At 60.9% G+C, this 25,358-nt stretch carries 18 protein-coding genes; 4 read left to right on the top strand and 14 right to left on the bottom strand.

Annotated features, from left to right (window positions below):
- Window positions 1-8: 8 nt before the first annotated feature.
- The 14 genes from KCG87_RS04760 to KCG87_RS27555 all read right to left on the bottom strand — a co-directional run bounded on the left by KCG87_RS04760 (window position 9) and on the right by KCG87_RS27555 (window position 15,739).
- Window positions 9-905 (bottom strand): antimicrobial resistance protein Mig-14, encoded by an 897-nt coding sequence (locus KCG87_RS04760; protein ID WP_210556733.1) that lies wholly within the window; start codon window positions 903-905, stop codon window positions 9-11.
- Window positions 905-2,035 carry a glycosyltransferase gene (locus tag KCG87_RS04765; RefSeq protein WP_027611372.1) on the bottom strand — a complete coding sequence of 377 codons (1,131 nt, stop codon included), beginning with the start codon at window positions 2,033-2,035 and terminating at the stop codon, window positions 905-907. Before KCG87_RS04765 ends, KCG87_RS04760 begins: the two co-directional genes overlap by 1 nt.
- Window positions 2,019-3,776 carry a carbamoyltransferase gene (locus tag KCG87_RS04770; protein WP_007967355.1) on the bottom strand — a complete coding sequence of 586 codons (1,758 nt, stop codon included), beginning with the start codon at window positions 3,774-3,776 and terminating at the stop codon, window positions 2,019-2,021. Before KCG87_RS04770 ends, KCG87_RS04765 begins: the two co-directional genes overlap by 17 nt.
- Before the next feature lie 225 nt (window positions 3,777-4,001).
- On the bottom strand, window positions 4,002-4,856 hold the full coding sequence (locus KCG87_RS04775) for a DUF3800 domain-containing protein (RefSeq protein WP_134785281.1): 855 nt from the start codon (window positions 4,854-4,856) through the stop codon (window positions 4,002-4,004).
- Window positions 4,857-4,862: 6 nt separating this feature from the next.
- A complete protein-coding gene (locus tag KCG87_RS04780; protein ID WP_134785280.1) occupies window positions 4,863-5,198 on the bottom strand; it encodes a YceK/YidQ family lipoprotein in 336 nt (111 codons plus the stop codon).
- A 213-nt stretch (window positions 5,199-5,411) separates the two neighbouring features.
- Complete coding sequence (locus KCG87_RS04785; RefSeq protein ID WP_210556735.1) at window positions 5,412-6,863, bottom strand: lipopolysaccharide kinase InaA family protein; 1,452 nt, start codon at window positions 6,861-6,863, stop codon at window positions 5,412-5,414.
- The gene (locus tag KCG87_RS04790) at window positions 6,863-7,615 is read right to left on the bottom strand and encodes a lipopolysaccharide kinase InaA family protein (RefSeq protein ID WP_115988352.1); all 753 of its coding nucleotides are present in this window, start codon (window positions 7,613-7,615) and stop codon (window positions 6,863-6,865) included. The genes KCG87_RS04785 and KCG87_RS04790 overlap by 1 nt, the downstream gene beginning before the upstream one ends.
- A complete protein-coding gene (locus tag KCG87_RS04795; RefSeq protein ID WP_097087069.1) occupies window positions 7,612-8,346 on the bottom strand; it encodes a lipopolysaccharide kinase InaA family protein in 735 nt (244 codons plus the stop codon). The genes KCG87_RS04790 and KCG87_RS04795 overlap by 4 nt, the downstream gene beginning before the upstream one ends.
- A complete protein-coding gene (gene rfaP, locus KCG87_RS04800; protein ID WP_135294813.1) occupies window positions 8,346-9,152 on the bottom strand; it encodes a lipopolysaccharide core heptose(I) kinase RfaP in 807 nt (268 codons plus the stop codon). Before rfaP ends, KCG87_RS04795 begins: the two co-directional genes overlap by 1 nt.
- Complete coding sequence (locus tag KCG87_RS04805) at window positions 9,153-10,274, bottom strand: glycosyltransferase family 4 protein (protein WP_210556738.1); 1,122 nt, start codon at window positions 10,272-10,274, stop codon at window positions 9,153-9,155.
- Window positions 10,274-11,335, bottom strand: coding sequence for a lipopolysaccharide heptosyltransferase I (waaC, locus tag KCG87_RS04810; protein ID WP_098966886.1), 1,062 nt, complete (start codon window positions 11,333-11,335; stop codon window positions 10,274-10,276). Before waaC ends, KCG87_RS04805 begins: the two co-directional genes overlap by 1 nt.
- Window position 11,336: 1 nt before the next feature.
- Window positions 11,337-12,371 (bottom strand): lipopolysaccharide heptosyltransferase II, encoded by a 1,035-nt coding sequence (gene waaF, locus KCG87_RS04815; RefSeq protein ID WP_047290935.1) that lies wholly within the window; start codon window positions 12,369-12,371, stop codon window positions 11,337-11,339.
- A gap of 306 nt (window positions 12,372-12,677) precedes the next feature.
- Window positions 12,678-15,617, bottom strand: coding sequence for a bifunctional [glutamate--ammonia ligase]-adenylyl-L-tyrosine phosphorylase/[glutamate--ammonia-ligase] adenylyltransferase (gene glnE, locus KCG87_RS04820; RefSeq protein WP_210556740.1), 2,940 nt, complete (start codon window positions 15,615-15,617; stop codon window positions 12,678-12,680).
- Window positions 15,614-15,739, bottom strand: a complete 126-nt coding sequence (locus KCG87_RS27555) for a hypothetical protein (protein WP_256198919.1) — start codon at window positions 15,737-15,739, stop codon at window positions 15,614-15,616. The genes glnE and KCG87_RS27555 overlap by 4 nt, the downstream gene beginning before the upstream one ends.
- Before the next feature lie 262 nt (window positions 15,740-16,001).
- Between KCG87_RS27555 and aceE the strand changes: the two genes are divergently transcribed.
- The 4 genes from aceE (at window position 16,002) to KCG87_RS04840 (ending at window position 25,250) form a co-directional block, all read left to right on the top strand.
- The gene (aceE, locus tag KCG87_RS04825) at window positions 16,002-18,647 is read left to right on the top strand and encodes a pyruvate dehydrogenase (acetyl-transferring), homodimeric type (RefSeq protein WP_003220999.1); all 2,646 of its coding nucleotides are present in this window, start codon (window positions 16,002-16,004) and stop codon (window positions 18,645-18,647) included.
- Between the two features lie 11 nt (window positions 18,648-18,658).
- Window positions 18,659-20,623, top strand: a complete 1,965-nt coding sequence (aceF, locus tag KCG87_RS04830) for a dihydrolipoyllysine-residue acetyltransferase (RefSeq protein ID WP_210556742.1) — start codon at window positions 18,659-18,661, stop codon at window positions 20,621-20,623.
- Between the two features lie 279 nt (window positions 20,624-20,902).
- Window positions 20,903-22,300 carry an alkaline phosphatase D family protein gene (locus tag KCG87_RS04835; protein WP_210556744.1) on the top strand — a complete coding sequence of 466 codons (1,398 nt, stop codon included), beginning with the start codon at window positions 20,903-20,905 and terminating at the stop codon, window positions 22,298-22,300.
- 253 nt (window positions 22,301-22,553) lie between these two features.
- A complete protein-coding gene (locus KCG87_RS04840; RefSeq protein ID WP_210556747.1) occupies window positions 22,554-25,250 on the top strand; it encodes a GGDEF and EAL domain-containing protein in 2,697 nt (898 codons plus the stop codon).
- The last annotated feature ends 108 nt before the right edge of the window (window positions 25,251-25,358 follow it).

A 25,358-nucleotide genomic window follows, 5' to 3' on the forward strand; every position in this document is an offset into this window, starting at 1 on the left:
GGGCTGACTCATACGGTGAACACCGGCACAGGATTGCACCAGCGATCCTTGTATTCACGGTCGGCGCGACCGAAGGAAAACCGCAGCGGCTTGTTCAGGGCGCGCGCGTGTTCCCAGGCGCTTTGCGTATTGAGGAAGCTCAACACGCTGCCGGGGCTGAATTCGCGGGTTTCGGGATCGACGCCGCCGTTGATGTACTCGACGCTGATCCACTCTGGGGCCTCAACGCGGTACACCAGTTGAATGGCGATTGGCGCGTCGTTGAGGAAAATCACCGAGCCAATCAGCAGTTCGCGCAGCAGCTCGATGACTTCGGCCATGCGCGCCGCGCCGGTGGCCGGGAAGCCCCAGCGGCGCTGGAACAGATCACAGTAGATCGCCGCCAGTTCGGCACTGGAGAACTCGGCAACCGGACGCACCACGCCACCCGCCTCTTCCAGTAAACGCAATTCGCGGCGCTGGTTGTAACGAAACTTCTTCGACAGCTCTTCAGGGGTGCGGGCCATGGCCAATTGTTCGGTCTGCAACTTGAGGCCGCTGAAGCGGTTTTCGTTGAGCGCCGACAGATAGCGTGCGCGATGGCGCAGGGGTGCCTGGACATCGGCGGCGGCCGGCAGGATCAGCTCGGCATTGCCGAGGTCGAACAGGCCTTTCTTGCCATTGCGCTTGAGCACGTCTTTGGACAATGCCAGATCGCGGCCCCAGGTCGGGATCGCCGCTTTGACTTCGCCGTCCTGTTCCCAGGCCAGATAACGCACCGGGATGCCGGCCAGATCCGCCAGACGTTCGACTACCAAAGGATGCGTCGCGACGCTGCCGCCAAAACGTTGCCAGGCGCTGGCATAGGTGGAGGCGTCAACGGGCGACCAGCCACGTTCGCGCCAGCCTTGAAATCGGTTGAGCATCAGCCCCTCGGTGCCAGATCGGTAACTTGCGGCAGACGCCAGAAGGTGTCGCGCACCGCACGGTCGGAGAAACGCTCACGCAAACGATCAAGCATCAGCTCGGCGCACTGCCGGCGTTGCTGATCATCCATACCGGCCAAATGTTGCAGGCCTTGTGCAAGGTGTTCGGCATCGCCCAGCGGGAACAGAATCCCCACGCCTTCGACCACTTCCTTGGCCCCGCCACAGGCCGTGGCGAGCAACGGCACGCCAGCGGCCATGGCTTCGAGCAGCACCATGCCGAACGGTTCGTGATCGGAGCTCAGGGCAAACACATCGAAGGCGCGGAAGTAATTGCGCGCGTCCGGCACCTGGCCGAGAAACAGCACCCGGTCACCGATGCCCAGTTCGCGCGCCAGCTCCTTGAGGTCCTGTTCCAGACGGCCCTTGCCGAGAATCACCAGCTGACTGTTGCCCGGCAGACCGGGCAATGCCGCGGCAAAACCGTGCAGCAACGTCGCCTGATCCTTGTCCGGGTGCAGCCGACCGACGTTGCCGACAATGAACGCATCCGCCGCCAGCCCCAGGGTCTCGCGCGCTTCGCGGGCTGACACCTGACTGGCCTGCAAGGCCGGCACATCGATGCGGTTGTACAAGGTCTGGATGCGAGTGGACGGCCATTTCGGCAGGCAGCGCCGCATGTCGTCGCGCACGGCATCGGAGACGCCGAGCAGACTCAGACGCTTGCGGAAAATGTGCGCGAACAGCTTGCGCGTGCCACGTTTGTAATCGTCAAACGCGTGGTGCACGCCAATCACCGGCAGCGACGTGCCGAGCAAGGCGATGTAGATCGGCTTGAAGCGATGGGCGATGCAGAAACTGAAATTGCGTGAAGCGGCGATCTTGCGCAGATCACCGATGGCGCCCAGCTTCAGGCCACGAATGGCCTTGGAGCTGTATTCCATGAACAACACTTCATCGGAAGCACACGCTGCAGCCACCTCGCTATCGGCGGCCCCGGTCAGAAAGACCGTGGTCACCCGATAACCGGTGCCCGCGAACAGGCTGGCGTACTGCCGTGCGCAGTCGAGGAACGGCCCGTCATAGCCGTGACAGAACTGCAGCACATGGCGTTCAGCCGAGCGAGTCATAAGCGTTTGCGCCCTCTTTGACCACCAGAATGTCTTCCATGATCAGGTACTGCAGATCGGAGCCGAAGAACATGTTCAGGGCGTCGGTCGGCGAGCAGATCATCGGTTCACCACGACGGTTCAGCGAAGTGTTCAGCGACACGCCGTTGCCGGTGAGGTTTTCCAGCGCCTTCATCATGTCGTAGTAGCGCGGGTTGTATTCGCGCTTGAGGACCTGGGCACGGGAAGTGCCGTCTTCGTGGACGACTTCCGGCACGCGGGTCTTCCACTCTTCCGCCACTTCGAAAGTGAAGGTCATGAACGGCGCCGGGTGATCGATCTTGATCATCTGCGGTGCAACGGTGTCGAGCATCGACGGGCAGAAAGGCCTCCAGCGCTCGCGGAACTTGATCTGGTGGTTGATCCGGTCAGCCACACCGGCCACGCTCGGGCAACCGATGATCGAACGACCACCGAGCGCACGCGGACCGAATTCCATGCGGCCCTGGAACCAGGCCACCGGGTTACCATCGACCATGATTTTGGCGATCTGCTCCGGCATGTTGTCGAGCTTGCGCCAGGTCGGCTTGTTCTCGTGACGGGCGCACGCGGCGATCACGTCTTCGTTGCTGTACGACGGGCCGAGGTAGACGTGTTCCATCTTCTCGACCGGCACGCCACGGGCGTGAGACACATAGGCCGCTGCGCCCACCGCGGTGCCGGCATCGCCGGACGCCGGTTGCACGAACAGTTCCTTGATGTCATCGCGGGCGATGATTTTCTGGTTCAGCTTGACGTTCAACGCACAGCCACCGGCGAAGGCCAGCTTGCCGGTTTCCTTGAGCACGTCGCCCAGGTAGTAGTCGATCATCTGCAACGCCAGTTTCTCGAACAGCGCTTGCATGCTCGCGGCGTAGTGGATGTACGGCTCGTCGGCGATGTCGCCCTCACGCTTCGGACCCAGCCACTCGATCAGCTTCGGCGAGAAGTAGAAGCCTTTACCCTTCTCTTTGTAGCGACGCAGGCCGATCACGTTGGCGTAGTCGGTGTTGATCACCAGTTCGCCGTTCTCGAACGAGGCCAGACGCGAGAAGTCATATTTGCTGGCGTCGCCGTACGGCGCCATGCCCATGACCTTGAACTCACCGTCGAGCATCTCGAAACCGAGGAACTCGGTGATCGCGCCGTACAGGCCGCCGAGGGAGTCCGGATCGAAGAATTCCTTGATCTTGTGGATCTTGCCGTTTTCGCCATAACCGAAGAAGGTCGTGGCGTACTCGCCCTTGCCGTCGATGCCGAGGATCGCGGTTTTCTCTTTGAAACCCGAGCAGTGGTAGGCGCTGGAGGCGTGAGCGAGGTGGTGCTCGACCGGCTCGATCTTGATCTTCTTCGGATCAAAACCCAGCTGCTCCAGGCACCAGACGATCTTGTTGCGATAGCGCTTGTAGCGACGGTTGCCCATCAGGATCGCATCGAGGGCGCGATCCGGTGCGTACCAGTAACGCTTGGCATAGTGCCAGCGGGCCTTGCCGAACAGGCTGATCGGGGCGAACGGAATCGCCACCACGTCAACGTCGGACGGCTTGATACCGGCCTGTTCCAGGCAGAACTTCGCCGATTCGTAGGGCATGCGGTTCTTTGCATGCTTATCGCGGACGAAGCGCTCTTCTTCAGCCGCCGCCACCAGCTTGCCGTCGATGTACAAGGCGGCTGAAGGGTCATGGCTAAGGGCGCCGGACAGGCCAAGAATCGTCAATGCCACAGGGTCTAGCCTCTTTAGTCTGCATTCAGGCGCGATGCGCCTTGAAAATTGATGTGCCCTCGCACCGGGCGAGAGACAGCTAAAGGGCGGGATTATAGCGTAAAAGCGCCGACAAGCCTCTAGCGGAACTGGCCGGCCTTTGCGTTGACACTCCCGAGCCTCTCAACATAGACTTCCGTGCAAATGGGCTGGGGGATCCCGGTCGGCGCTAATGCCTCGGTGAGATCACCGGGGCTTTTCGCTTTCTGGGGGAGGGAAAACCTTCAACCCCCAATTCTCGAAACCTTTCCCAACTTTATTCCGCCCACCGCTGCAATAGAACTTGCGCCTGAGCACATCAAACGCGCGATTTTCCTGACCCACCCTCAAAACACTCATGCCGATGGGCCTTGCAACAAGATCAGCCAGCTGCAATCCGGTGGAATTGACTTGTTTTGTGGCGAAGACGATGTCAAACGGCAGTTGAACCCCCAATCGGTTAGACCCGCCACAAACCCTGCGAAACTCCAGCTCAAGCTCGTTATCCTCCCGCTTGCCTCGCCGCTCGAAAATCACATGTGTCAACGCCTTATGTTGAAGCTTTTCCTGCAAAAACTCATGCAGCGTTTCCAGACAGAAGCCGAGAGCCAAGTGGTAGGGGTTGTCCGCAGATGCCTGCTTTGCGCGCAGCAAGGCCTTGTCGATAACGCAACTGATCAGGACAAAATTGATGGCCTCGATAATGCCGGTCAATTCGTCGAGAAAGGCATGCTTGTGCACTCTCGAAGTGAACAGGCTGGAGAACGCTCCTTTTTCTTTTCGAATCTCCAGCTCATGCAGCACGATCAGATCGTGCCCCATATGGTTGAACTTGAATTTCTGGACAGTCGGAATGACCTTTTCGCAGTAATGCCTTTTGTGAAAGACGCAAAAAGCAAGCACGAATATCGGGTAATAGGGATCCAGCTTCTGCATCCCTTGATCACCGCTTTCATCAACATAGACGATGTAGTCGCTGTATCTCCCGGACGGATACAAGAGCGCTGCCGCTTCAACAATTGCTTGCGACTCGCTCTGGTTTTCAAACAGAGAAAATTGCAAAAAAAGTTACCCGCGATCTGTTCGCCAATAGATGCCGATATTGCCATCCACGACCTGTTGATAAATCGTATACGGCAACACCACCGTATCCAGCACCCCGGACAACGGCAGGTCCAGCAGCACAAATGGCAGCAGCACACCGGTAGGGTCAGGCGGGGCATTCAGTACGCAGAAATCGAACGCCAGCCCGCTGTAGATCCGTGGAATCGATTGGCAGTAGGTTTTCTGTTTGCGCATGTCACGGGCGACGTCAGCGTCCATTTGCAGGACCGAGGCGGCGGTGCCGCAGCCGGATAAAAGCCATGCGCAGGTGCTGAGTGTTAAAGCGTTTTTGATGGTCAAGTCTTGCCCTCCGAAGTGGTCAGGGCAAGCTAGCATCGGGGCTGGAGCGGGCACAGTTCATGGCTTCTGGAGAAGCTGTAGGACAAGTCAGTGGTGTTTGTCCGCTATTGCTCAACGGGAGTTTTCTGGGGCTTTAAAGCCCTGTTGCGAGCAGGCTCACTCCTACAGGGGAATGCTATCCCATGTGGGAGTGAGCTTGCTGGCGAAGGCGGCTCAGGCCGCGCTGGAGATGTCCTTGGGCAATCGCTGATCGATCACCTGATACAGCGCGCTGCTCTCGGGCCAGTTGCGCATGAACCGTGCCCGATCTCGCGCGTAGGCCGGCGCGAAACTTCCGACAGAACTGTGCTGACACATCGAATCCAGATCGATCAGTGCCCAGCGATCTTCCTGCCAGAACAGGTTATGACCCTTGAAGTCGCCATGGCTGATGCGCTCGGCAATCAACCGTGCGAACAGTCGATCCAGCGCCTGCAACTCGGATTCCGGCGCCGCACCGCTTTCCACATACGGCGCAAAGCGCTCGATGATGTCCGGCCCCGGCAGGAACTCGGTCACCAGATAAGCACGGCTGCGCAACCATAAAAAACGCTTTTCCAGCACCGCCAGCGGTTTCGGCGTGGCGATGCCGAGGAACGCCAGGCGATTGCCTTCACGCCACGAATGCCACGCGCGGCTCGGGCGCCAGAAGCGCTTGAGCCAGTGCGCAAAGCCTTTGATGTTGTAGCGCTTGATCACCAGCGTACGCCCGGCCACTTCGACCTTGCCGACGCTCGCCGCGCCGCCGGTCTTGTACAGATGGCCCTGATCGAGCAATGCATCGGCCTGATCCAGCACCGGCAGCATCGCCGCTTCTTCCTCGCGACGGATCGCCCGCAGACCGAACGCACCGCGCTGCACACTGAACAACGTGCACTCGCGGCCCACCTTGATCAGGTAATCCTTCAGGCGCCAGGCGCGCACCTTGGCGATCTGCTTCTGCAAGGCTTCCAGCGGCAACGCGTGTTCGCTGTTGCTCAGCAGGTAATACACCAGCAATTCTTCGGTGAACGGCTCCAGCGACTTGGGCAACTGGGCGAAAAACACCCCGAGGTTTTCCAGCACTTTCTGCCGCGACAACGGCTGGCCAGCGGTCTCGGCGCAGATCCCGGCGCCATCGATCAGGTACAACTGACCGCCCTGGCGCAGCAGGTTGTCGAGGTGCAGATCTTCCTGCCACAGTCCTTTGCCATGCAGTTGGCCAATCGCGCCCAGCGCCTCGGCGAGTACCGCCGATTGCTCGTCCGCCAGCACCGGCAGTGATTCGACTTTCTGCCAGGCATCACCGAGGCTTTCAGCACCTTCGAGGAACTCGAACAGCAGCCAGCCGCCCTCGCCATCCTTCAGGCCATCAGCCAACAACAGCGGCGTGGTCAGACCTTGTTCGGCGAGCAACTTGACGCCCGCCAGTTCGCGCTGAAAATGCCGCGCAGCCTTGCTGCCCACCAGTAATTTGGCCAGCACCGGCCGCCCGCGCCAGACCCCGGCACCGACATAGCGCTGCCCCGGCAGCACCCGCAGCAGACTCAGCAATTGCAGATCCGCTGGGCCTGCCGCATCGGCAAGCGAAATCGTCAGCGGCAGACTCGGCGCACGTCCGGCGTTTTTCAGTTCGGACAAGCGCATCAACGGGTCTCCTTGCGACTGCGCCGCGCAGTCAGGCGCGTCACCCAGCTGTCGACCAGCGAACTGTCGACTGGCTGATCGAGATAGGCCGCGAGCAATTCGCGTAATTGCGCCTCGCTCCATTCCGGGGCACGACGCAGCAGCGGCTCCAGATCCTTGACCCGGTCGCGCATGCCGAACAGCAGGGGCCGGGTCTTTTCCAGATCGATCAACTGTGCCTTATACGCGTCGCCATCAGCCTGCAAAAAGATGTGCTTCGGATAAAAGCAGCCGTGCACCTGACGCACGCCGTGCAGCCGGCGCGCCAGCTGTCCACAGGCCTTGAGAATGGCCGATTGCTGCGCGGTGCTCAGCTCGGACCAGCGTTGCAGCAACGAGTCGAGATCATCCCAGCCGTCGAGGGCACGGGTCAGCAGGATCGCCTGCACATCGCCCTTGACCTTGCGCTCACCGAAGAACGCCGCTTGCAGCGCCGGGATTCCCAGCTTGTTATAGCGGCTGATATTGCGAAACTCGCGGGCGAAACTCGGCTCGCCGAACGGCGCATGCAGGGTGCGGGTCAGGTAGTTGCTCTGGCGCTTGAGGTAGTAGGCCTGCCCTTCCAGCTCCAGGCGAAACACGCTGCTCCAGCCACCGCCATCGGTGTTCGGTTCGTCCACAGCTTCGAGCTGTTTGGCCCAGAGCGCGTCGAAAGTGCCGAGGCCATGACGCTCAAGCAGCGCCCGGTCTTCAGCGGCCAGGAAATCAGTCATTCGCGTCCCTCGAAAAATCTCACCACGTGGCGAATCCGTTTCTTGTCGGCGGCATTCAGCCGATCACGTCCGCGGTATTGCAGGTAGAAGCGCAGGCGCTGGGTGTTCGACAGGTGATACTTGGCCACCTTGTCGAGACAGGCCAGATCCTTGGTGATCCGGTATTTGAGCCAGAAGCCGCGCCAGAAATCGCCGTTCGGGCAGTCGATCAGAAACAGCTGCGCCTGATCGTCGATCAGCAGGTTGCGCCACTTCAGATCGTTATGGGTAAAGCGGTGGTCGTGCATGGTTCGGGTGTAGCCGGCCAACTGCCGGCTGATGCCATCGACCCACAGGCGATCCTTGAGTTTCGGATCATTGCGCTCGGCCAGGGCCGACAGGTCTTCGGTGCGCGGCAGCTCGCGAGTGATCATCGCGCCACGGGCATAGGCCGCGCCACGTCGCTCCAGACCCCAGGCCACCACTTCGGCGGTGGGAATGCCCCATTTGGCGAAGCGTTTGAGGTTCTGCCACTCCATCTTCACCCGGGGCTTACCCAGGTAACGGCGCAAGCCTTTACCGGCGCCGACGTAGCGTTTGACGTAGTAATTCACGCCGTTGCGCTGCACGCGAATGACTTCGGACAGCGGATCACGGGTCAGACGTTCGCCCTGCAGGGCAAACACCGCTTCGAGGCTGCCGAAATCTTCGGCCAGTTCGCTGTATTGCGGTTCAAGCGTCCAACCCGCCATCAGAGCGCATCCCCGTAACGCTGTTTGCGCGCATAAAGCTTGTTGGCCTTGCCTTCGAGCCAGCTCAGCAACGGCGCTTCTTCGGCGAGGATCTGCCGTAGCGGCTGCTGAAAGTAGCCTTTGAGGAAACGCAGCTTGTCGCGTCGGGTCAGGCCGATGTCCAGTGCCGAGAAATACAGCGCGGCCAGATCCTTGTTGCGCCAGCGTTGAGTAATTCTTGGGCGGGTTTGGGCGCGGTGCAGGTCGATCACCGAGAGTTTGAAATCTTCGGGAGTGATCGGTTTGTCGGTGTGCAACAGAAAGTGGCAGATGTAGCAGTCGCGATGGTTGACCCCGGCGCGGTGCATCATGCCGGTCATGCGCGCCACTTCAGCAATCAGCGCGCGCTTGAGTTTCGGCTGCGGCGGGTTCTTGACCCAATCGATGCTGAAGTCTTCGAGGCTGATGGTCGGTGCCAGCTCTTCGGTGACGATGAACGAATGCTGATCCGCCGGGTTGCTGCCCTTCTCGCCGTAAGCCACGGCGGTCATGGTCGGCACGCCGACTTCCTGCAGACGCTGGATCGCCATCCACTCCTGACCCGCGCCGAGCACCGGCAGCTTGGCGGTCAGCAGGTTCTTGAAAATCTCGCCCCAGCCGATGCCCCGGTGGATCTTGACGAAAAATCCGTTGCCGTCGACTTCCGTGCGCAGAGTCCGTCGAGCTTCCAGCTCGCGGTAGACCTCGCCCTGCAAGCCTTCGACTTCGGCGAACGGGTCGCGCCCGGCCCAAAGGCTCTTGAACGGTTCAGCCAGCATCAACTTCATTTAAGCGTGCTCCGCCAGAATCACATCGGCCGCGTGCTGCGGCATGCTGTAGAGGTCGGCCGTCTCGGCAAAGGCCAGACCATTGCGGCTCCAGGCCGCGCGTGCAGCGTCGTCATTCAACATGTCAGTCAGGTACTGCGTCAGTTGCGCCTGATCGAACGGCTCGTCCAGCACTCGCCCGGCGTCCGCCTCGGCGATGTAATGGGCGTAACCGCAGACCGCGCTGACCAGCACCGGCAACCCGGCGACCAGCGCTTCGAGCAATACGGTGCCGGTGTTTTCGTTGTACGCCGGGTGGATCAACAGGTCGGCGCCAAGCAGGAAGCGCGGGATATCGCTGCGACCCTTGAGGAAGGTCACGTTGTCGCCAAGGCCCAAAGTCGTACTCTGCATCTGGAACAATTTGGGGTCATCCTGGCCGATTACAAACAGCCGGGTGCGCTTCTTCAGCTCGGCGGGCAGTGCAGCCAGCGCCTTGAGGCTGCGATCGACGCCCTTGGTCTTGAACCCGGAACCGATCTGCACCAGCAGCAGTTCGTCGTCCTTGAGGTTGAATTCGGCGCGGAAACCGGCGCGAATCTCGTCGGCATCCGCCGGCCGGCGACGGTCCTGGGCGATACCCGGCGGCAGCAGGTGGAAGCGCTCCAGCGGCGTGTCGTAGTGCTTGATGAACAGCGGCTGCTGCACTTCGGAAATCATCAGCACTTCGGTTTTCGCGTCTTTGGCGAACACCGCGCGCTCGTACTCGGCGAAGTGGCGGTAGCGGCCCCAGCGGCGGTACAACGAATGGCGCAGGTTCTGCGCCTTGTCTTCGAAGCAGCCGTCGGCGGCGTAGTAGACGTCCAGCCCCGGCATCTTGTTGAAGCCGATCAAGCGGTCCACCGGACGCTTGGCCAGATCCGCTTCCATCCACGCCGTGAGTTTCTCGTTGCGCCGATGATTGAAGAACGCCTTGACCGGCGCCACCAGCACTTCGAAACCGGGCGGCACGTCGCCTTCCCAGATCAGCGTATAAACACGGATCTGATGGCCGCGCTTCTGGCATTCGAGGGCGATGCGCATGAAGTCGCGCTGCAAGCCACCGAACGGGAAATATTTGTACAGAACAAAAGCCAATTGCATCAGCGCAGCTCCTCAGCCATTAACAACGTGCTCAGTCGGCTGGCGACACGCTCGGGATTCAGACGCGTGAAGCACAGCGGCTGCTCGCGTTTCAGGTCAAACTGACGGGCATCCTGCACGGTCGGTTGGTAAGTGCATTTCTTTTGCAGGCAAGGGGCGCAGGGGAAATCACTGGCCATGTGAATCTGCACCTTGCCGTAGGCGCCAGTCAGGCCCGGGTTGGTCGGGCCGAACAGGGAAATCGTCGGCACGTCCAGCGCGGCTGCGAGGTGACCGAGACCGGTGTCCACCGCGACGCAAGCCTGGGCGCCGGCCAGCACTTTGCCGACCCCGGCCAGATTCAGCTTCGGCAACACTTCGGCGTGTTTAAAACCGGCGGCAATCCGTTCGGCACGGGCCTTCTCCAGCGGGTTGCCCCACGGCAGTTTGACCCCGACGCCCAGATAGCCGACGCGTTCGGTCAGCTCGCGCCAGTAGGCTTCCGGCCAGTGCTTGGTGTCCCATGTGGTGCCGTGCAGGAACACCACGAACGCGCTCTTGCGCGGCAATTCCACCAGACGCTCGACGTTGAGGCCGTAGTCGCCCAACCCTTTGGGCAGGTCATAACCGAGGGCGATGGCGAACAGCTGACGCACCCGTTCGACCGCATGCTGCCCACGGGCCACCGCCAGTTTGCGGTCATAGAAACGTGCAGCGATCGGCTCGCGCGCCGAGCCTTTGTCGAGGCCGGCCACCGGGGCTTTGACGTAGCGCGTCAGCCAGGCGCTTTTCAGCAGGCCCTGAGCGTCGATCACCAGATCGTATTGGCTGGCGCGCACGCTTTGCTTGAAGCGCTTCCAATCGCCGCTCTTGATGGTCTGCCAGAGGTTCTTGCGCCAGCGGCGGATCGCCACGGGAATCACCTTGCCGACGGCCGGGTGCCAGGTCGGGATCTCGGCGAAGCCTTCTTCCACCACCCAGTCGAACTTGATCCCGGGGATGGCCCGGGCCGCGTCGGTCAGCGCCGGCAACGCGTGAATCACGTCGCCCAGCGATGAAGTCTTGATCAGCAATACCCGCAACTTAATGAACCTCGACCACGGAGCCCTGCAGTTTCTGCAAGGCATCGTTGACCGCGTCCGGCATCAGCTGGCGCAGGCAGTTGTAATGGCCGAACCGGCAGGTACGGTCAAAGCACGGACTGCAATCGAGACCCAACCGAACAATTTCGACGTGCTCGGCCAGCGGCGGGGTGAAGCCCGGCGACGTCGAGCCGTAGACCGCCACCAACGGGCGGTTCAGCGCCGCAGCGACATGCATCAGGCCGGAATCGTTGGACACCACCGAGTCGGCACAGGACAGCAGGTCGATGGCCTCGGCCAGCGAGGTACCGCCGCTGAGGTTGACTGATTCCTCACGCAGGCCGGGAATCAGCCGTGCGCGAATGTCTTCGCCTACCGCGTGGTCGTTTTTCGAGCCGAACAGCCACACCTGCCAGCCTTCGCGAATCCGCGCTTCGGCGACCTTGGCGTAGTGCTCGGACGGCCAGCGCTTGGATTCGCCGAACTCGGCGCCGGGACACAGGGCCAACACCGGACGGTCCAGAGTCAGGCCGAACTTGGCCAGCGCCGCTTCGCGGGTCACCGGATCGATTTGCAGGCTCGGACGCGGATAAGGCTTTGGCAGCTCGGCGTTCGGCTCGTAAGCCAGCGCCATGAAGCGCTCGATCATCAGCGGATAACGTTCTTTATCCAGCGTGCGCACGTCATTGAGCAGGCCGTAGCGGAATTCGCCACGCCAGCCGGTGCGTTGCTTGATGCCGGCGAAGAATGGCACCAGCGCCGACTTCAGCGAATTCGGCAGCAGGATCGCCTGATCGTACTGGCCGGCCAGGGACTTGCCGATTCGCCGGCGAGTGGCCAATTCCAGCGCGCCATGGCCGAGCGGGAAGCTCAAGGCCTTGCGCACTTCGGGCATGCGTTCAAGGATCGGCCGGCTCCACTCGGGGGCCAGCACGTCGATTTCGCATTGCGGGTGGCGCTGCTTGAGACACTGAAACAGTGTCTGCGCCATCACCATGTCACCGACCCAACTGGGCCCAACGATCAGAATATTCATGTGGTTTCCATAAACGAACCGGGGAGGCCAATGCCTCCCCGCCTCGAGAATCACTGAGGGAGCGGCGCTGCTTGCGATGGGTCATTACCTTCAACATGACTGTCGACTGTCACTCCGCTATCGCGAGCAGGCTCGCTCCCACATGGTTTGTTCGCCTTACTTCGGATCTACAAACACTGTAAATCCACTGTGGGAGCGAGCTTGCTCGCGAAGGGGCCATCACATCCGACATCGGTGTCATCTGACACTCCGTCTTCGCGAGCAAGCTCGCTCCCACAAGGTAATCGGTGCTTCAAATATCCGGTTTCAGCTTAGCCCCAACTCTTTCCAGATCCGCAATACCTGCCGGCGCTCCTCGACAAACTGGTCGCCTGCAATCACCCCGGCGTCCTTCTGCAAGGCCTGTCGGTGGGCGGCGGAGCGGTAGGCTTTATAGGCCTCGCGCAACAGGCTGGCATCTTCGGCAGGCATCAGCCCTTCGTGTTCCAGCTCTTCCAGAATGCGGATGTTATCGGTCCAGCGCAGCAATGGCGGGTGGCTTTGCGACCACGCCAGGGCCGCGTATTGCACCATAAATTCAATATCGACGATACCTCCGGCGTCCTGCTTGAGGTCGAACGGCGCCGTGGCCTCGAAGGCATTTGCCGCGGTACCGGCCGCCGTGCTCTTGCTGCCGAGGTTATCGCGCATCTTGGCGCGCATCTCGCTGACTTCCTGTTGCAGCTTCGCCAGATCCCGCGCCTTGCCCAAAACCTGCGCGCGGACTTTCTCGAAGGCCTGGCCGACATCCTGACTGCCGACCAGCACCCGCGCCCGCACCAGGGCCTGATGCTCCCAGGTCCAGGCTTCATTTTCCTGATAGCGCTCAAACGCCCCGAGCGAGCTGACCAACAGCCCCGACGCGCCGGACGGGCGCAAACGCATGTCCACTTCATACAGCTGGCCGGAGTTGGTCTGCGCCGTCAGCAAGTGAATGATCCGCTGCCCCAGCCGGGTGAAGAACTGCGCGCCATCGATGGGCTTCGGCCCGTCGGTTTCCGCCTGCGGATCGCCGTCATGGATGAACACCAAGTCCAGGTCCGAACCATGCCCCAGTTCCAGCCCGCCGACTTTGCCATAACCGACAATGATGAAGCCGGGATCGCACAAACTGCCGTCAGTGCGCAGCGGCGTGCCGTATTTGGCCACCGTCTGACGCCAGGCCAGCGCCAGCACTTGCTCGAGAATCGCTTCGGCGAGCCAGGTCAGGTAATCACTGACTTTCATCAGCGGCAGGCTGCCGGCGATTTCCGAGGCAGCGACGCGCAAACGGTGAGCCAGTTTGAAGTGGCGCAGCGCTTCCATCTGCTGTTCGAGGTCGTCTTCGGGGATCCGCGTCAGGCGCTCGCGCAATTCGGCGGCCAGTTCCGGCGCCAGTGGCGGCTTGAACAGCCGGCCTTCGTTGAGCAATTCATCGAGCAGCAGCGGGAAACGGGTGATCTGCTCGGCGATCCACGGACTGGCCGCACACAGCGTCAGCAAACGCCGCAGGGCGCCGGGGTTTTCCGTCAGCAACACTAAATAAGCCGAACGTCGCGCCACGGCTTCGACCAGTGGCAGCACCCGCTCCAGCACCAGATCCGGGTTGTCATGCTCCACCGCCTGGGCCAGCAGACGCGGGATAAACGCATCAAGACGCTCGCGACCCAGCCGCTGCATCGCGCGCAATTGCGGACTGCCACGCAGGCTCGCCAGCGCTTTCAGGGCCTTGGTCGCATCGGCGAAGCCGCCCTCTTCGAGCTGCCGGCAAGCGGCCTCTTCATCCTGCGCCTCTTCCCACAGCGGCAACCACTCACCGCCGACCACCACTTCGCAGTCGGCGCCCTCTTCTTCATCGGGATCGGCGATCACCTGCGCGAAGTGCCAGGCCACGCGACCGCGCCAGAACATCAGTTTTTCGTGGAAAGCTGCCCAATCGGCAAAACCGAGCATGAACGCGATACGCGCCTGATCCTGAGCGCCGTCCGGCAACATCTGGGTCTGGCGGTCGGCAATCGCCTGGATCGCGTGCTCGGTGTAGCGCAGGAATTCATAGCCTTCGCGCAGCTCGCTGATCACCGCCGGTGGCAGGTAGCCCTGCCCTTCCAGCGTGCTCAGCACCTTTAATAGAGGACGCTGTTGCAGGCTGAGGTCGCGCCCGCCGTGGATCAACTGGAAGGCCTGGGCGATGAACTCGACCTCGCGGATCCCGCCAGAGCCGAGCTTGATGTTGTCGGCCATGCCCTTGCGCCGCACTTCCTGCTGGATCAGCTGCTTCATGGTGCGCAGCGCTTCGATCGCCGAGAAATCCAGATAACGCCGGTAGACGAACGGCCGCAGCATATCGAGCAACTGCGCGCCAGCCGCTTGATCGCCAGCCACCACCCGCGCCTTGATCATCGCGTAGCGTTCCCAGTCGCGGCCCTGATCCTGGTAATACTGTTCCAGCGCATTGAAGCTCAGCACCAGCGCGCCGGATGAACCGTACGGACGCAGGCGCATGTCGACGCGGAACACGAAGCCGTCGACGGTCATCGGATCGAGGGCCTTGATCAGGCGCTGACCGAGACGAATGAAGAATTCCTGATTATCCAGCGCGCGTTTCACGCCGACGGTTTCGCCGCCCTCGGGGTAGGCGAAGATCAGGTCGATGTCCGACGACAGGTTCAGCTCGACCGCGCCGAGCTTGCCCATGCCGAGGATGACCATCTGCTGCGGCAAGCCGCTGCGCCGGCCGGTCGGCGTACCGAACTGCTGGCAATGGCGGCTGTACAGCCATTGGTAGGCTTGGTCGATGGTGGCGTCGGCCATGTCCGACAGGTCGCGACAGGTCTGTACCAGATCAGCCTGGCGGTTCAGGTCACGCCAGATGATCCGCACTTGATGGCGGGCACGCTGGCGACGCAGGACGCGACCGAGTTCGTCTTCGCTTTGCGCGGCAGCCACCGCTGCGGCAATCTGCGCGCAGAGTTCACCCGGCGCGAACGGCCGGTCGAGTTCACCGGACTGCACCAGTGACAACAACATCAAAGGGTCACGAACGCTCTGTTCAATAACGAAATCGCTGGCGGCACTGACGCGGGCGAATTGCGCCCAGCGCTCCGGGGTCCAGTTGGAGAAGCCGTGATCGTCTTCCAGGGCGGCGACGGCCGTACGGAACGACTGCTCGGATCGAGTGACCAACGGCAGGAGAATGGCGGGGAGTTCAGCGAGCACGGGCAGGGTCATGGTCTATCCTTGATCGGCGTGTAAATGGCCGCTTGTAGTGTTTGATGAAAACCCGCTACGCGAAGGACTGTCGAACAAAAGTTAGAAATAGCTGAAATTTCTTCTTCTTTGGCATCCAGCATCAAACTTTCACCTTTTTCGGATGGTAATCGACCAACCTTAACGATTATTCTCACAACGCAGTCGGAGGCCACAAGCCTTTCCTCTGTAGTTTTACTACTCGTCTATACAGGCGAAAGGCTGAAATGCTCAAAGATTTGTAGTAAAACTACACGCCGCCGGAACAACCTGTCGGCAATCCAAGAATTTTAAATCGTCTGCCCACAAGGCCAGTCGCAAACTCAGGCAACCGATTCTGGAAGCCTTTCCGCCCTGGAGCAAGCCATGCAAGACCTCGATCCCGTCGAAACCCAGGAATGGCTGGACGCCCTGGAATCGGTTCTCGACAAAGAAGGCGAAGACCGTGCTCACTATCTGATGACCCGTATGGGTGAACTGGCGACCCGCAGCGGTTCGCAGCTCCCTTACGCCATCACCACGCCTTACCGCAACACCATCCCGGTAACCCACGAAGCACGCATGCCTGGCGACCTGTTCATGGAACGCCGCATTCGCTCGCTGGTGCGCTGGAACGCAATGGCCATGGTAATGCGTACGAACCTGAAAGATTCTGACCTGGGTGGTCACATCTCCAGCTTCGCTTCCAGTGCGACCCTGTATGACATCGGCTTCAACTATTTCTTCCAGGCCCCGACCGACGAACACGGCGGCGACCTGATCTACTTCCAGGGCCACACCTCGCCAGGCGTTTACGCCCGTGCGTTCATGGAAGGTCGCATCACCGAAGACCAGATGAACAACTTCCGCCAGGAAGTCGACGGTCAGGGCCTGTCGTCCTACCCGCACCCTTGGCTGATGCCTGACTTCTGGCAGTTCCCGACCGTATCCATGGGTCTGGGTCCGATCCAGGCGATCTACCAGGCACGCTTCATGAAGTACCTGGAACACCGCGGCTTCATCCAGCCGGGCAAACAGAAAGTCTGGTGCTTCCTGGGCGACGGCGAGTGCGACGAGCCGGAATCCCTCGGTGCGATCTCCCTGGCCGGCCGCGAGAAGCTGGACAACCTGATCTTCGTCATCAACTGCAACCTGCAGCGCCTCGACGGCCCGGTTCGCGGCAACGGCAAGATCATCCAGGAACTCGAAGGCGTGTTCCGCGGTGCTCAGTGGAACGTGACCAAAGTCATCTGGGGCCGTTTCTGGGACCCACTGCTGGCCAAGGACGTCGACGGCATCCTGCAACGTCGCATGGACGAAGTCATCGACGGCGAGTACCAGAACTACAAAGCCAAAGACGGCGCGTTCGTTCGCGAGCACTTCTTCAACACGCCTGAACTCAAGGCGATGGTTGCCGATCTGTCCGACGACGAGATCTGGAAACTCAACCGTGGCGGCCACGACCCGTACAAGGTCTATGCGGCGTACCACGAAGCGGTCAACCACAAAGAACAACCAACCGTCATCCTCGCCAAGACCATCAAGGGTTATGGCACCGGTGCCGGCGAAGCGAAAAACACTGCGCACAACACCAAGAAAGTCGACGTCGACAGCCTGAAGTTGTTCCGCGATCGCTTCGACATCCCGGTCAAGGACGAAGAGCTGGAGAACCTGCCGTTCTTCAAGCCAGAGCCAAACAGCGCCGAAGCCCGCTACCTGAGCGAGCGCCGTGCCGCACTGGGCGGTTTCGTACCGCAGCGCCGCGCGCAGAGCTTCAGCGTACCGACCCCGGACCTGGACACCCTGAAAGCCATCCTCGATGGTTCGGGCGACCGTGAAATCTCCACCACCATGGCCTTCGTGCGGATCCTCGCGCAACTGGTCAAGGACAAGGAAATCGGCCCGCGCATCGTGCCGATCATCCCGGACGAAGCCCGTACCTTCGGTATGGAAGGCATGTTCCGCCAACTGGGCATCTACTCCTCCGTCGGCCAGCTGTACGAGCCAGTCGATAAAGACCAGGTGATGTTCTACAAGGAAGACCAGAAAGGTCAGATCCTTGAAGAAGGCATCAACGAAGCAGGCGCCATGAGCTCCTTCATCGCTGCCGGTACTTCGTACTCCAGCCACAACCAGCCGATGCTGCCGTTCTACATCTTCTACTCGATGTTCGGCTTCCAGCGTATCGGTGACCTGGCCTGGGCCGCCGGCGACAGCCGTACCCGTGGCTTCCTGATCGGCGGCACCGCCGGCCGTACCACCCTGAACGGTGAAGGTCTGCAGCACGAAGACGGTCACAGCCACCTGCTGGCCGCGACCATCCCGAACTGCCGCACCTACGATCCGACCTACGGCTACGAGCTGGCGGTGATCATTCAGGACGGCATGAAGAAGATGACCGAAGAACAACAGGACATCTTCTACTACATCACCGTGATGAACGAGTCGTACCAGCAGCCAGCCATGCCGGCCGGTGCCGAAGAAGGCATCAAGAAAGGCATGTACCTGCTCGAAGAAGACACCCGCGATGCGGCGCATCACGTACAACTGATGGGCTCCGGCACCATCCTGCGTGAAGTACGTGAAGCGGCGAAGATTCTGCGTGAAGAGTTCAACATCGGCGCTGACGTATGGAGCGTTACCAGCTTCAACGAACTGCGTCGCGACGGCCTGGCCGTAGAGCGCAGCAACCGTCTGAAGCCTGGCCAGAAGCCTAAGCAGAGCTACGTTGAAGAGTGCCTGAGCGGCCGTAAAGGTCCGGTCATCGCTTCTACCGACTACATGAAGCTGTTCGCCGAGCAGATCCGTCAGTGGGTACCGTCCAAGGAATTCAAAGTCCTGGGCACCGACGGTTTCGGCCGCAGCGACAGCCGCAAGAAACTGCGTCATTTCTTCGAAGTCGACCGTCATTTCGTGGTGTTGGCAGCCCTGGAAGCACTGGCTGACCGTGGTGATATCGAACCTAAAGTGGTGGCCGAGGCCATCGTCAAGTTCGGCATCGACCCGGAAAAACGCAACCCACTGGACTGCTGAGGAGACATTTTGTGAGCGAACTCATTCGCGTACCTGACATCGGCAGCGGTGAAGGTGAAGTAATTGAACTGTTTGTGAAGGTCGGCGACCGTATCGAAGCCGACCAGAGCATCCTGACCCTGGAATCGGACAAGGCCAGCATGGAAGTGCCGGCCCCGAAAGCCGGCGTCATCAAAAGCCTGAAAGTGAAGCTGGGCGACCGTCTGAAAGAAGGCGACGAACTGCTTGAGCTGGAGGTCGAGGGCGCCGCTGAAGCGGCCCCTGCACCTGCTGCTGCACCGGCTGCAAAAGCTGAAGCCAAACCGGCTGCCGCTCCTGCTGCAGCCGCGCCAGCCGCTGCCCCTGCTGCCGCTTCAGTGCAGCAAGTGCACGTGCCGGACATCGGTTCGTCGGGCAAGGCCCAGATCATCGAGATCCAGGTCAAGGTCGGCGACACCGTCGAGGCTGATCAATCTTTGATCACCCTGGAATCCGACAAGGCCAGCATGGAAATCCCGTCGCCTGCCGCGGGCGTGGTCAAGGCCATCAGCGTCAAACTCAACGACGAAGTCGGCACGGGCGACCTGATTCTGGATCTGGAAGTGGCGGGTGCTGCGGCCCCTGCTGCGGCCGCTCCGGCTCAGGCCGCTGCGCCAGCCGCTGCTGCTGCGCCTGCTCCGGCTGCCGCCCCGGCTGCTCCGGTTGCCGACAGCGTTCAGGACATCCACGTTCCGGACATTGGTTCGGCCGGCAAGGCCAAGATCATCGAAGTCCTGGTCAAGGCTGGTGACAGCGTTGAAGCCGACCAGTCGCTGATCACCCTCGAATCCGACAAGGCAAGCATGGAAATCCCATCGCCTGCCGCTGGCGTGGTGGAAAGCATTTCCATCAAGCTGGACGACGAAGTCGGCACCGGCGACCTGATCCTCAAGCTGAAAGTCAAAGGCGCAGCCCCTGCTGCTGCCCCGGCTCCAGCTGCCGCCGCTGCGCCAAGCGCTCCGGCACCGGCCGCTGCTGCTCCGGCTGCCGCTGCACCTGCTGCTGCCGCTCCGGTTGCTGCTCCGGCCAAGCCTGGTGCCAAAGTTCACGCCGGCCCGGCCGTGCGTCAACTGGCCCGCGAGTTCGGCGTCGAGCTGAGCGCCGTTGGCGCCAGCGGTCCGCACGGTCGCATCCTCAAGGAAGACGTGCAGGTTTACGTCAAGGCGATGATGCAGAAGGCCAAGGAAGCACCGGCCGCTGCTGGCGGCGCAACCGGTGGCGCGGGCATCCCGCCGATCCCGGTCGTGGACTTCAGCCGCTTCGGTGAAATCGAAGAAGTGCCGATGACCCGCCTGATGCAGGTCGGCGCTGCCAACCTGCACCGCAGCTGGCTGAACGTGCCGCACGTGACGCAATTCGACTCGGCGGATATCACCGAGCTGGAAGCCTTCCGCGTTGCGCAAAAAGCCGTCGCCGAGAAGGCCGGCGTCAAGCTGACCATCCTGCCGCTGCTGCTCAAGACCTGCGCGCACCTGCTCAAGGAGCTGCCGGACTTCAACAGTTCGCTGGCGCCAAGCGGCAAGGCGATCATTCGCAAGAAGTACGTCAACATCGGTTTCGCGGTCGACACTCCAGATGGCCTGCTGGTACCGGTCATCAAGAACGTCGACCAGAAGAGCCTGCTGCAACTGGCTGCAGAAGCTGCTTCGCTGGCTGAAAAAGCCCGCACCAAGAAGCTCTCTTCGGACGAGATGCAAGGCGCCTGCTTCACCATTTCCAGCCTCGGCCACATTGGCGGCACCGGCTTCACGCCGATCGTCAACGCGCCGGAAGTGGCGATCCTCGGTGTTTCCAAGGCAACCATCCAGCCAGTCTGGGACGGCAAAGCCTTCCAGCCGAAACTGATGCTGCCACTGTCGCTGTCCTACGATCACCGTGTGATCAACGGCGCCGCCGCTGCACGCTTCACCCAGCGTCTGGGCAGCCTGCTGGGCGACATCCGCACCATCCTGCTGTAAAGCGTTCGGCCCTCCGGCAACGGAGGGCCGATTGCGTCCCACGTTTTCGAGCGCCACACGCTCGTACCTCAACCCCGTCAGTTTGACGGGGCTTTTTTTGCCCGAAGAAAAGTCACAACGCTTTTATTCCTACAACTTCGGTCTACTTAAGCCACGAGTCCAGTCCACTTCGCGCCGATATTTTTTATCCGCCGACAACTAACCTTGGCGGCACAAGTTAAACGAATAACTTGCTAAACACTGACCGTTATTCAAGTATCAATTCGAACGGATTCGAACATGTTAAAACCAACTGTCGGCCCGATTATTGGCCATACAACAACTAATCACGCACGCATCTTCATGCGCGGCGACTTGCAAAACAACGCCACCACATTTGCCGGCCTGCGTTATCGAAAGCGCGACAGCAATCAATGGTCAAATAGCCTTTTTTCCCGTTTAAGTGCTTTGCGCGATTTTTGCCAGGTCTTTTCATTGAATGACCTGGAGAGCCATTGCGAATACGAATACCAGACGGGCTGGTTCAGCCCCATGAGCCCGGTGCATACCGTCGAAAGCATCGCCGAATTGCCTTTGCAATGGCCGCGCGAGATCTACCGCTTTAGCACCCGTGCCAGCGACGCCGCGCAGCCACGCGCTTATATCATCGGCTCCTGTCGCTACTTGCGCATGACCGCCGGCATTGCTTCCCTGCCCCAAATTGGCGACCGTATATTCGCCTCGATCAATCAGTTGATCGAAGGCGCCGAGCCGCCGATCAGCGCCACCCTGATGACCGGAGACCAGATCTATGTCGACGACCTCAACCTGATTGCCCCGGATCGCGAATACAAGGACATCCTCGATAAATATCGCGCGGCGTTCTCGCAACCGAATATTCAGCGGCTGATGTCCGGCACTTCGACTTACATGATCCTCGACGATCACGAAATTGAAGACAACTGGCCGGCGAACGCCAGCAAGTCCGATCATGAGTTATATCGCAATGCAATGGCGGCGTATGAGTTGTATCAAGCCAGTCATAGTCCGGCGCATGAACTAACAGTTGATGGCGAGATTGATCATTCAAAACTGGCGCATTACTGGTATCAGTTCAGCGATGGCGATATTGAATGGTTTGTCACTGATAGCCGCACTCGGCGCAACCTGGCTGCTGATGATCGACGCATCCTGGACAGCGAGCAGGAACAGGCCCTGGTCGCCTGGCTGAGCAACAGCAAGGCACGGGTCAAATTCGTGGTCACCAGCGTGATGTTCTATCCGGATCGCAAACTGCACGGCGACGATGCCTGGAAAGCCTTCCCGGAGCAGCGCCTGCGCCTGCTGGAAACCATCCGCACCCGACAGATCAGGAATGTCGTATTCGTCTCGGGCGACGTGCACGGCTCGCTGACCTCGCGCCTGACCCACAGCGAAGACCCGAATTTCGAAGTCCACACCATCGTTTCCTCGCCGCTGTGCAACAGCAAGCTGTTGCCCTATGCCAAGGCGTCGACGTTCATCCTCGATCAACCGCTGGCGCGCACGGCGGCGGGCGATTATCGGCATGAATTGACCAGCGCGGTGGTCAGTGAGGACAACTTCGCCCATGTGGTGGTCGAGGCTGATCAGATTTTGATCAATTACCATGATCGGGATGGCAAGAAGCTGCAATCGATCAGCATTAAATTGCGTTGAATTCTGAAAAGATCGCAGCCTGCGGCAGCTCCTGCAGGACTTCGTATTTCCTGTAGGAGTTGCCGCAAGCTGCGATCTTTTGCTCTTTTCAACCACCCACTGGAGAAATGCCCCGAGCGGCCGACACATTCTTATAGCACTTGGCCTTCATCTCTCTTGTCAGTCGGTGCCGCAATGATGCAACCTTGCCGCAGGCAACAGTAAAGAGGGCGCGAGCCCGGCGCGTTCAGCATATTTCCAAGCGAGTTCCTTCATGAAGAGCCAACCCGATGCCGCCAGCCGTATGGCGGCCGAGGTAGTGACGCAGTTGCCTGTGCCCTCGCGGCTCGGCATGCTGCGTTTCGAGCGCTTGAATGAAGCCAGTTGGGCGATGCTGTTTCTCGATCCCAATTGCGAACGCCAGTTCGGCCAGCCGGCCGTCGAGCTCTGTGCACTGGTCGGTTCACCGTATGCCAGCCTGATGGAGCCTGAAGCGCGCTATCAGTTGCACGATGCGATCCAGCAGCAACTGCGCGACAGCCCGCATTATCTGGTGCGCTACACCCTGCACACCGCTGCGGGCGTGCTGAGCATTCTCGAACTGGGCGAAGCCTATAAACAGCACAACCGGCATCTGTTGCGTGGCTACCTGCTGGCAGTCGATGACGTGTTCGACGAAGCGCCAACGCTGCCGTCCGTTGACCTCGAAACCCAGAACTCGCGCCTGCAGATCGCCCTCGAACTCAACCAACGTGCCCAGCAGGAGCAACTGCAGCACCTTGATCGGGTGCGCGCCCAGCAGGATCTGATTCTGCTGCTCGCCCGCCAGCGCTACAGCAGCCACAACTCGCTGCAGGAAGCCGCCGAACTGATCACCCGCTGCGCCTGCGATATCTATGAAATCGACTGCGCCAGCCTGTGGAACCTCGAAGGCAATCTGCTGGTGCCGATTTCGGCGTATCACCGCGCGACGCAGGAATACATCCTGCCGGAGGTGATCGACATCAGCGGTTTCCCCGACTACATGGAAGCGCTGCACGGCAGCCGCGCCATCGACGCGCATAATGCGATGCGCGACCCGCGCACCCGTGAGATGGCCGAAGCCCTGCGCCCGCGTGACGTCAACGCCATGCTCGACGCCAGCATCCGGGTCGACGGCCAGGTGGTCGGCGTGCTCTGCCTGGAGCAGACCGGCGTCACCCGCGCTTGGCAGTCCGACGAAATCGCCTTTGCCGGTGAGCTGGCCGACCAGTTCGCCCAGGTCATCAACAACCACAACCGCCGCACCGCCACCAGCGCCCTGCACCTGTTCCAGCGTGCGGTCGAGCAAAGTGCCAACGCCTTTCTGCTGGTCAATTGCGACGGCGTGGTCGAGTACGTCAACCCGAGCTTCACCGCGATCACCCAGTACTCCACCGAGGAAGTCCACGGCCAGCGCCTGTCGGAACTGCCGGCTCTGGAGAACCTCAGCGAATTGCTGTTCGACGCGCCCTCGGCGCTGGCCAAGAGCAACAGCTGGCAGGGCGAATTCAAGAGCCGGCGCAAAAACCTCGAACCGTACTGGGGCCAGTTGTCGATCTCCAAGGTGTACGGCGACAACCGTGAGCTGACGCACTACATCGGCATCTACGAAGACATCACCCAGACCAAACTGGCGCAGCAGCGCATCGAGCGTCTGGCCTACACCGACAACTTGACCAACCTTGGCAACCGCCCGGCGTTTATCCGCAATCTGGACGAACGCTTCGCCCGCGATAGCGACACACCGATCAGCCTGCTGCTGGTGGACATCGACAACTTCAAGCGGATCAACGACAGCCTCGGTCACCAGACCGGTGACAAACTGCTGATCAGCCTCGCCCGGCGCCTGCGCAACAGCCTGAGCCCGAGTGGCAGCCTCGCGCGCTTCGCCAGTAACGAATTTGCGGTGCTGCTCGACGACACCGACCTCGCCACCGGCCAGCAGATCGCCAACCAGTTGCTGGCGACCCTCGACAAACCGATGTTCGTCGACAACCAGCTGATCAGCGTCACCGGCTCCGTGGGCCTGGCCTGCGCGCCTCTGCACGGCCGCGACCCGCAAACCCTGATGCGCAACGCCGGCCTCGCGCTGCACAAGGCCAAGGCCAACGGCAAACATCAGGTCCAGGTGTTCACCGAAGCGTTGAATGCCGAGGCCAGTTACAAGCTGTTCGTCGAGAACAACCTGCGCCGCGCCCTGACCCAGAACGAGCTGGACGTGTTCTACCAGCCCAAGCTGTGCCTGCGCAGCGGGCGCCTGCTGGGCATGGAAGCGCTGTTGCGCTGGAACCACCCGGAGCGCGGCATGATCCGCCCGGACCAGTTCATCAGCGTTGCCGAAGAGACCGGCCTGATCATTCCGATCGGCAAGTGGATCGCGCGTCAGGCCTGCCGCATGAGCAAGGCGCTGACCGGCGCCGGCCTGGGTAACCTGCAAGTGGCGATCAACCTTTCGCCGAAGCAGTTCTCCGACCCGGATCTGGTTGCCTCAATCGCCAATATCCTCAAGGAAGAAGCCCTGCCGGCCAATCTGCTCGAACTGGAGCTGACCGAAGGCCTGCTGCTGGAAGCCACCGAAGACACCCACTTGCAACTCGACCAGCTCAAGCGCCTGGGCTTGACCCTGGCCATGGACGATTTCGGCACCGGTTACTCGTCGCTCAGCTACCTGAAGAAATTCCCGATCGACATCATCAAGATCGATCGCAGCTTCATCCACGAAATCCCCGACAACCAGGACGACATGGAAATCACCTCCGCGGTAATCGCCATGGCGCACAACCTGAAACTCAAAGTCGTGGCCGAAGGCATCGAGACCGCCGAGCAACTGGCGTTCCTGCGTCGCCACCGCTGCGACGTCGGCCAGGGCTACCTGTTCGACCGGCCGATCCCCGGCGCCGAGCTGATCCAGGCGCTCAAGCGCTACCCGCGCGGCCCGCTCTGCCTCTAGCCCCCACCGATGTCCCTGTCGATGAACTCCCCTTGTGGGAGCGGGCTTGCTCGCGAATGCGGTTTGTCAGGCAATGTTGATGTCGACTGACACACCGCATTCGCGAGC

Origin of the sequence: Pseudomonas sp. MWU347 (assembly GCF_017947305.1) — a bacterium.
GTDB lineage: Bacteria > Pseudomonadota > Gammaproteobacteria > Pseudomonadales > Pseudomonadaceae > Aquipseudomonas > Aquipseudomonas putida_A.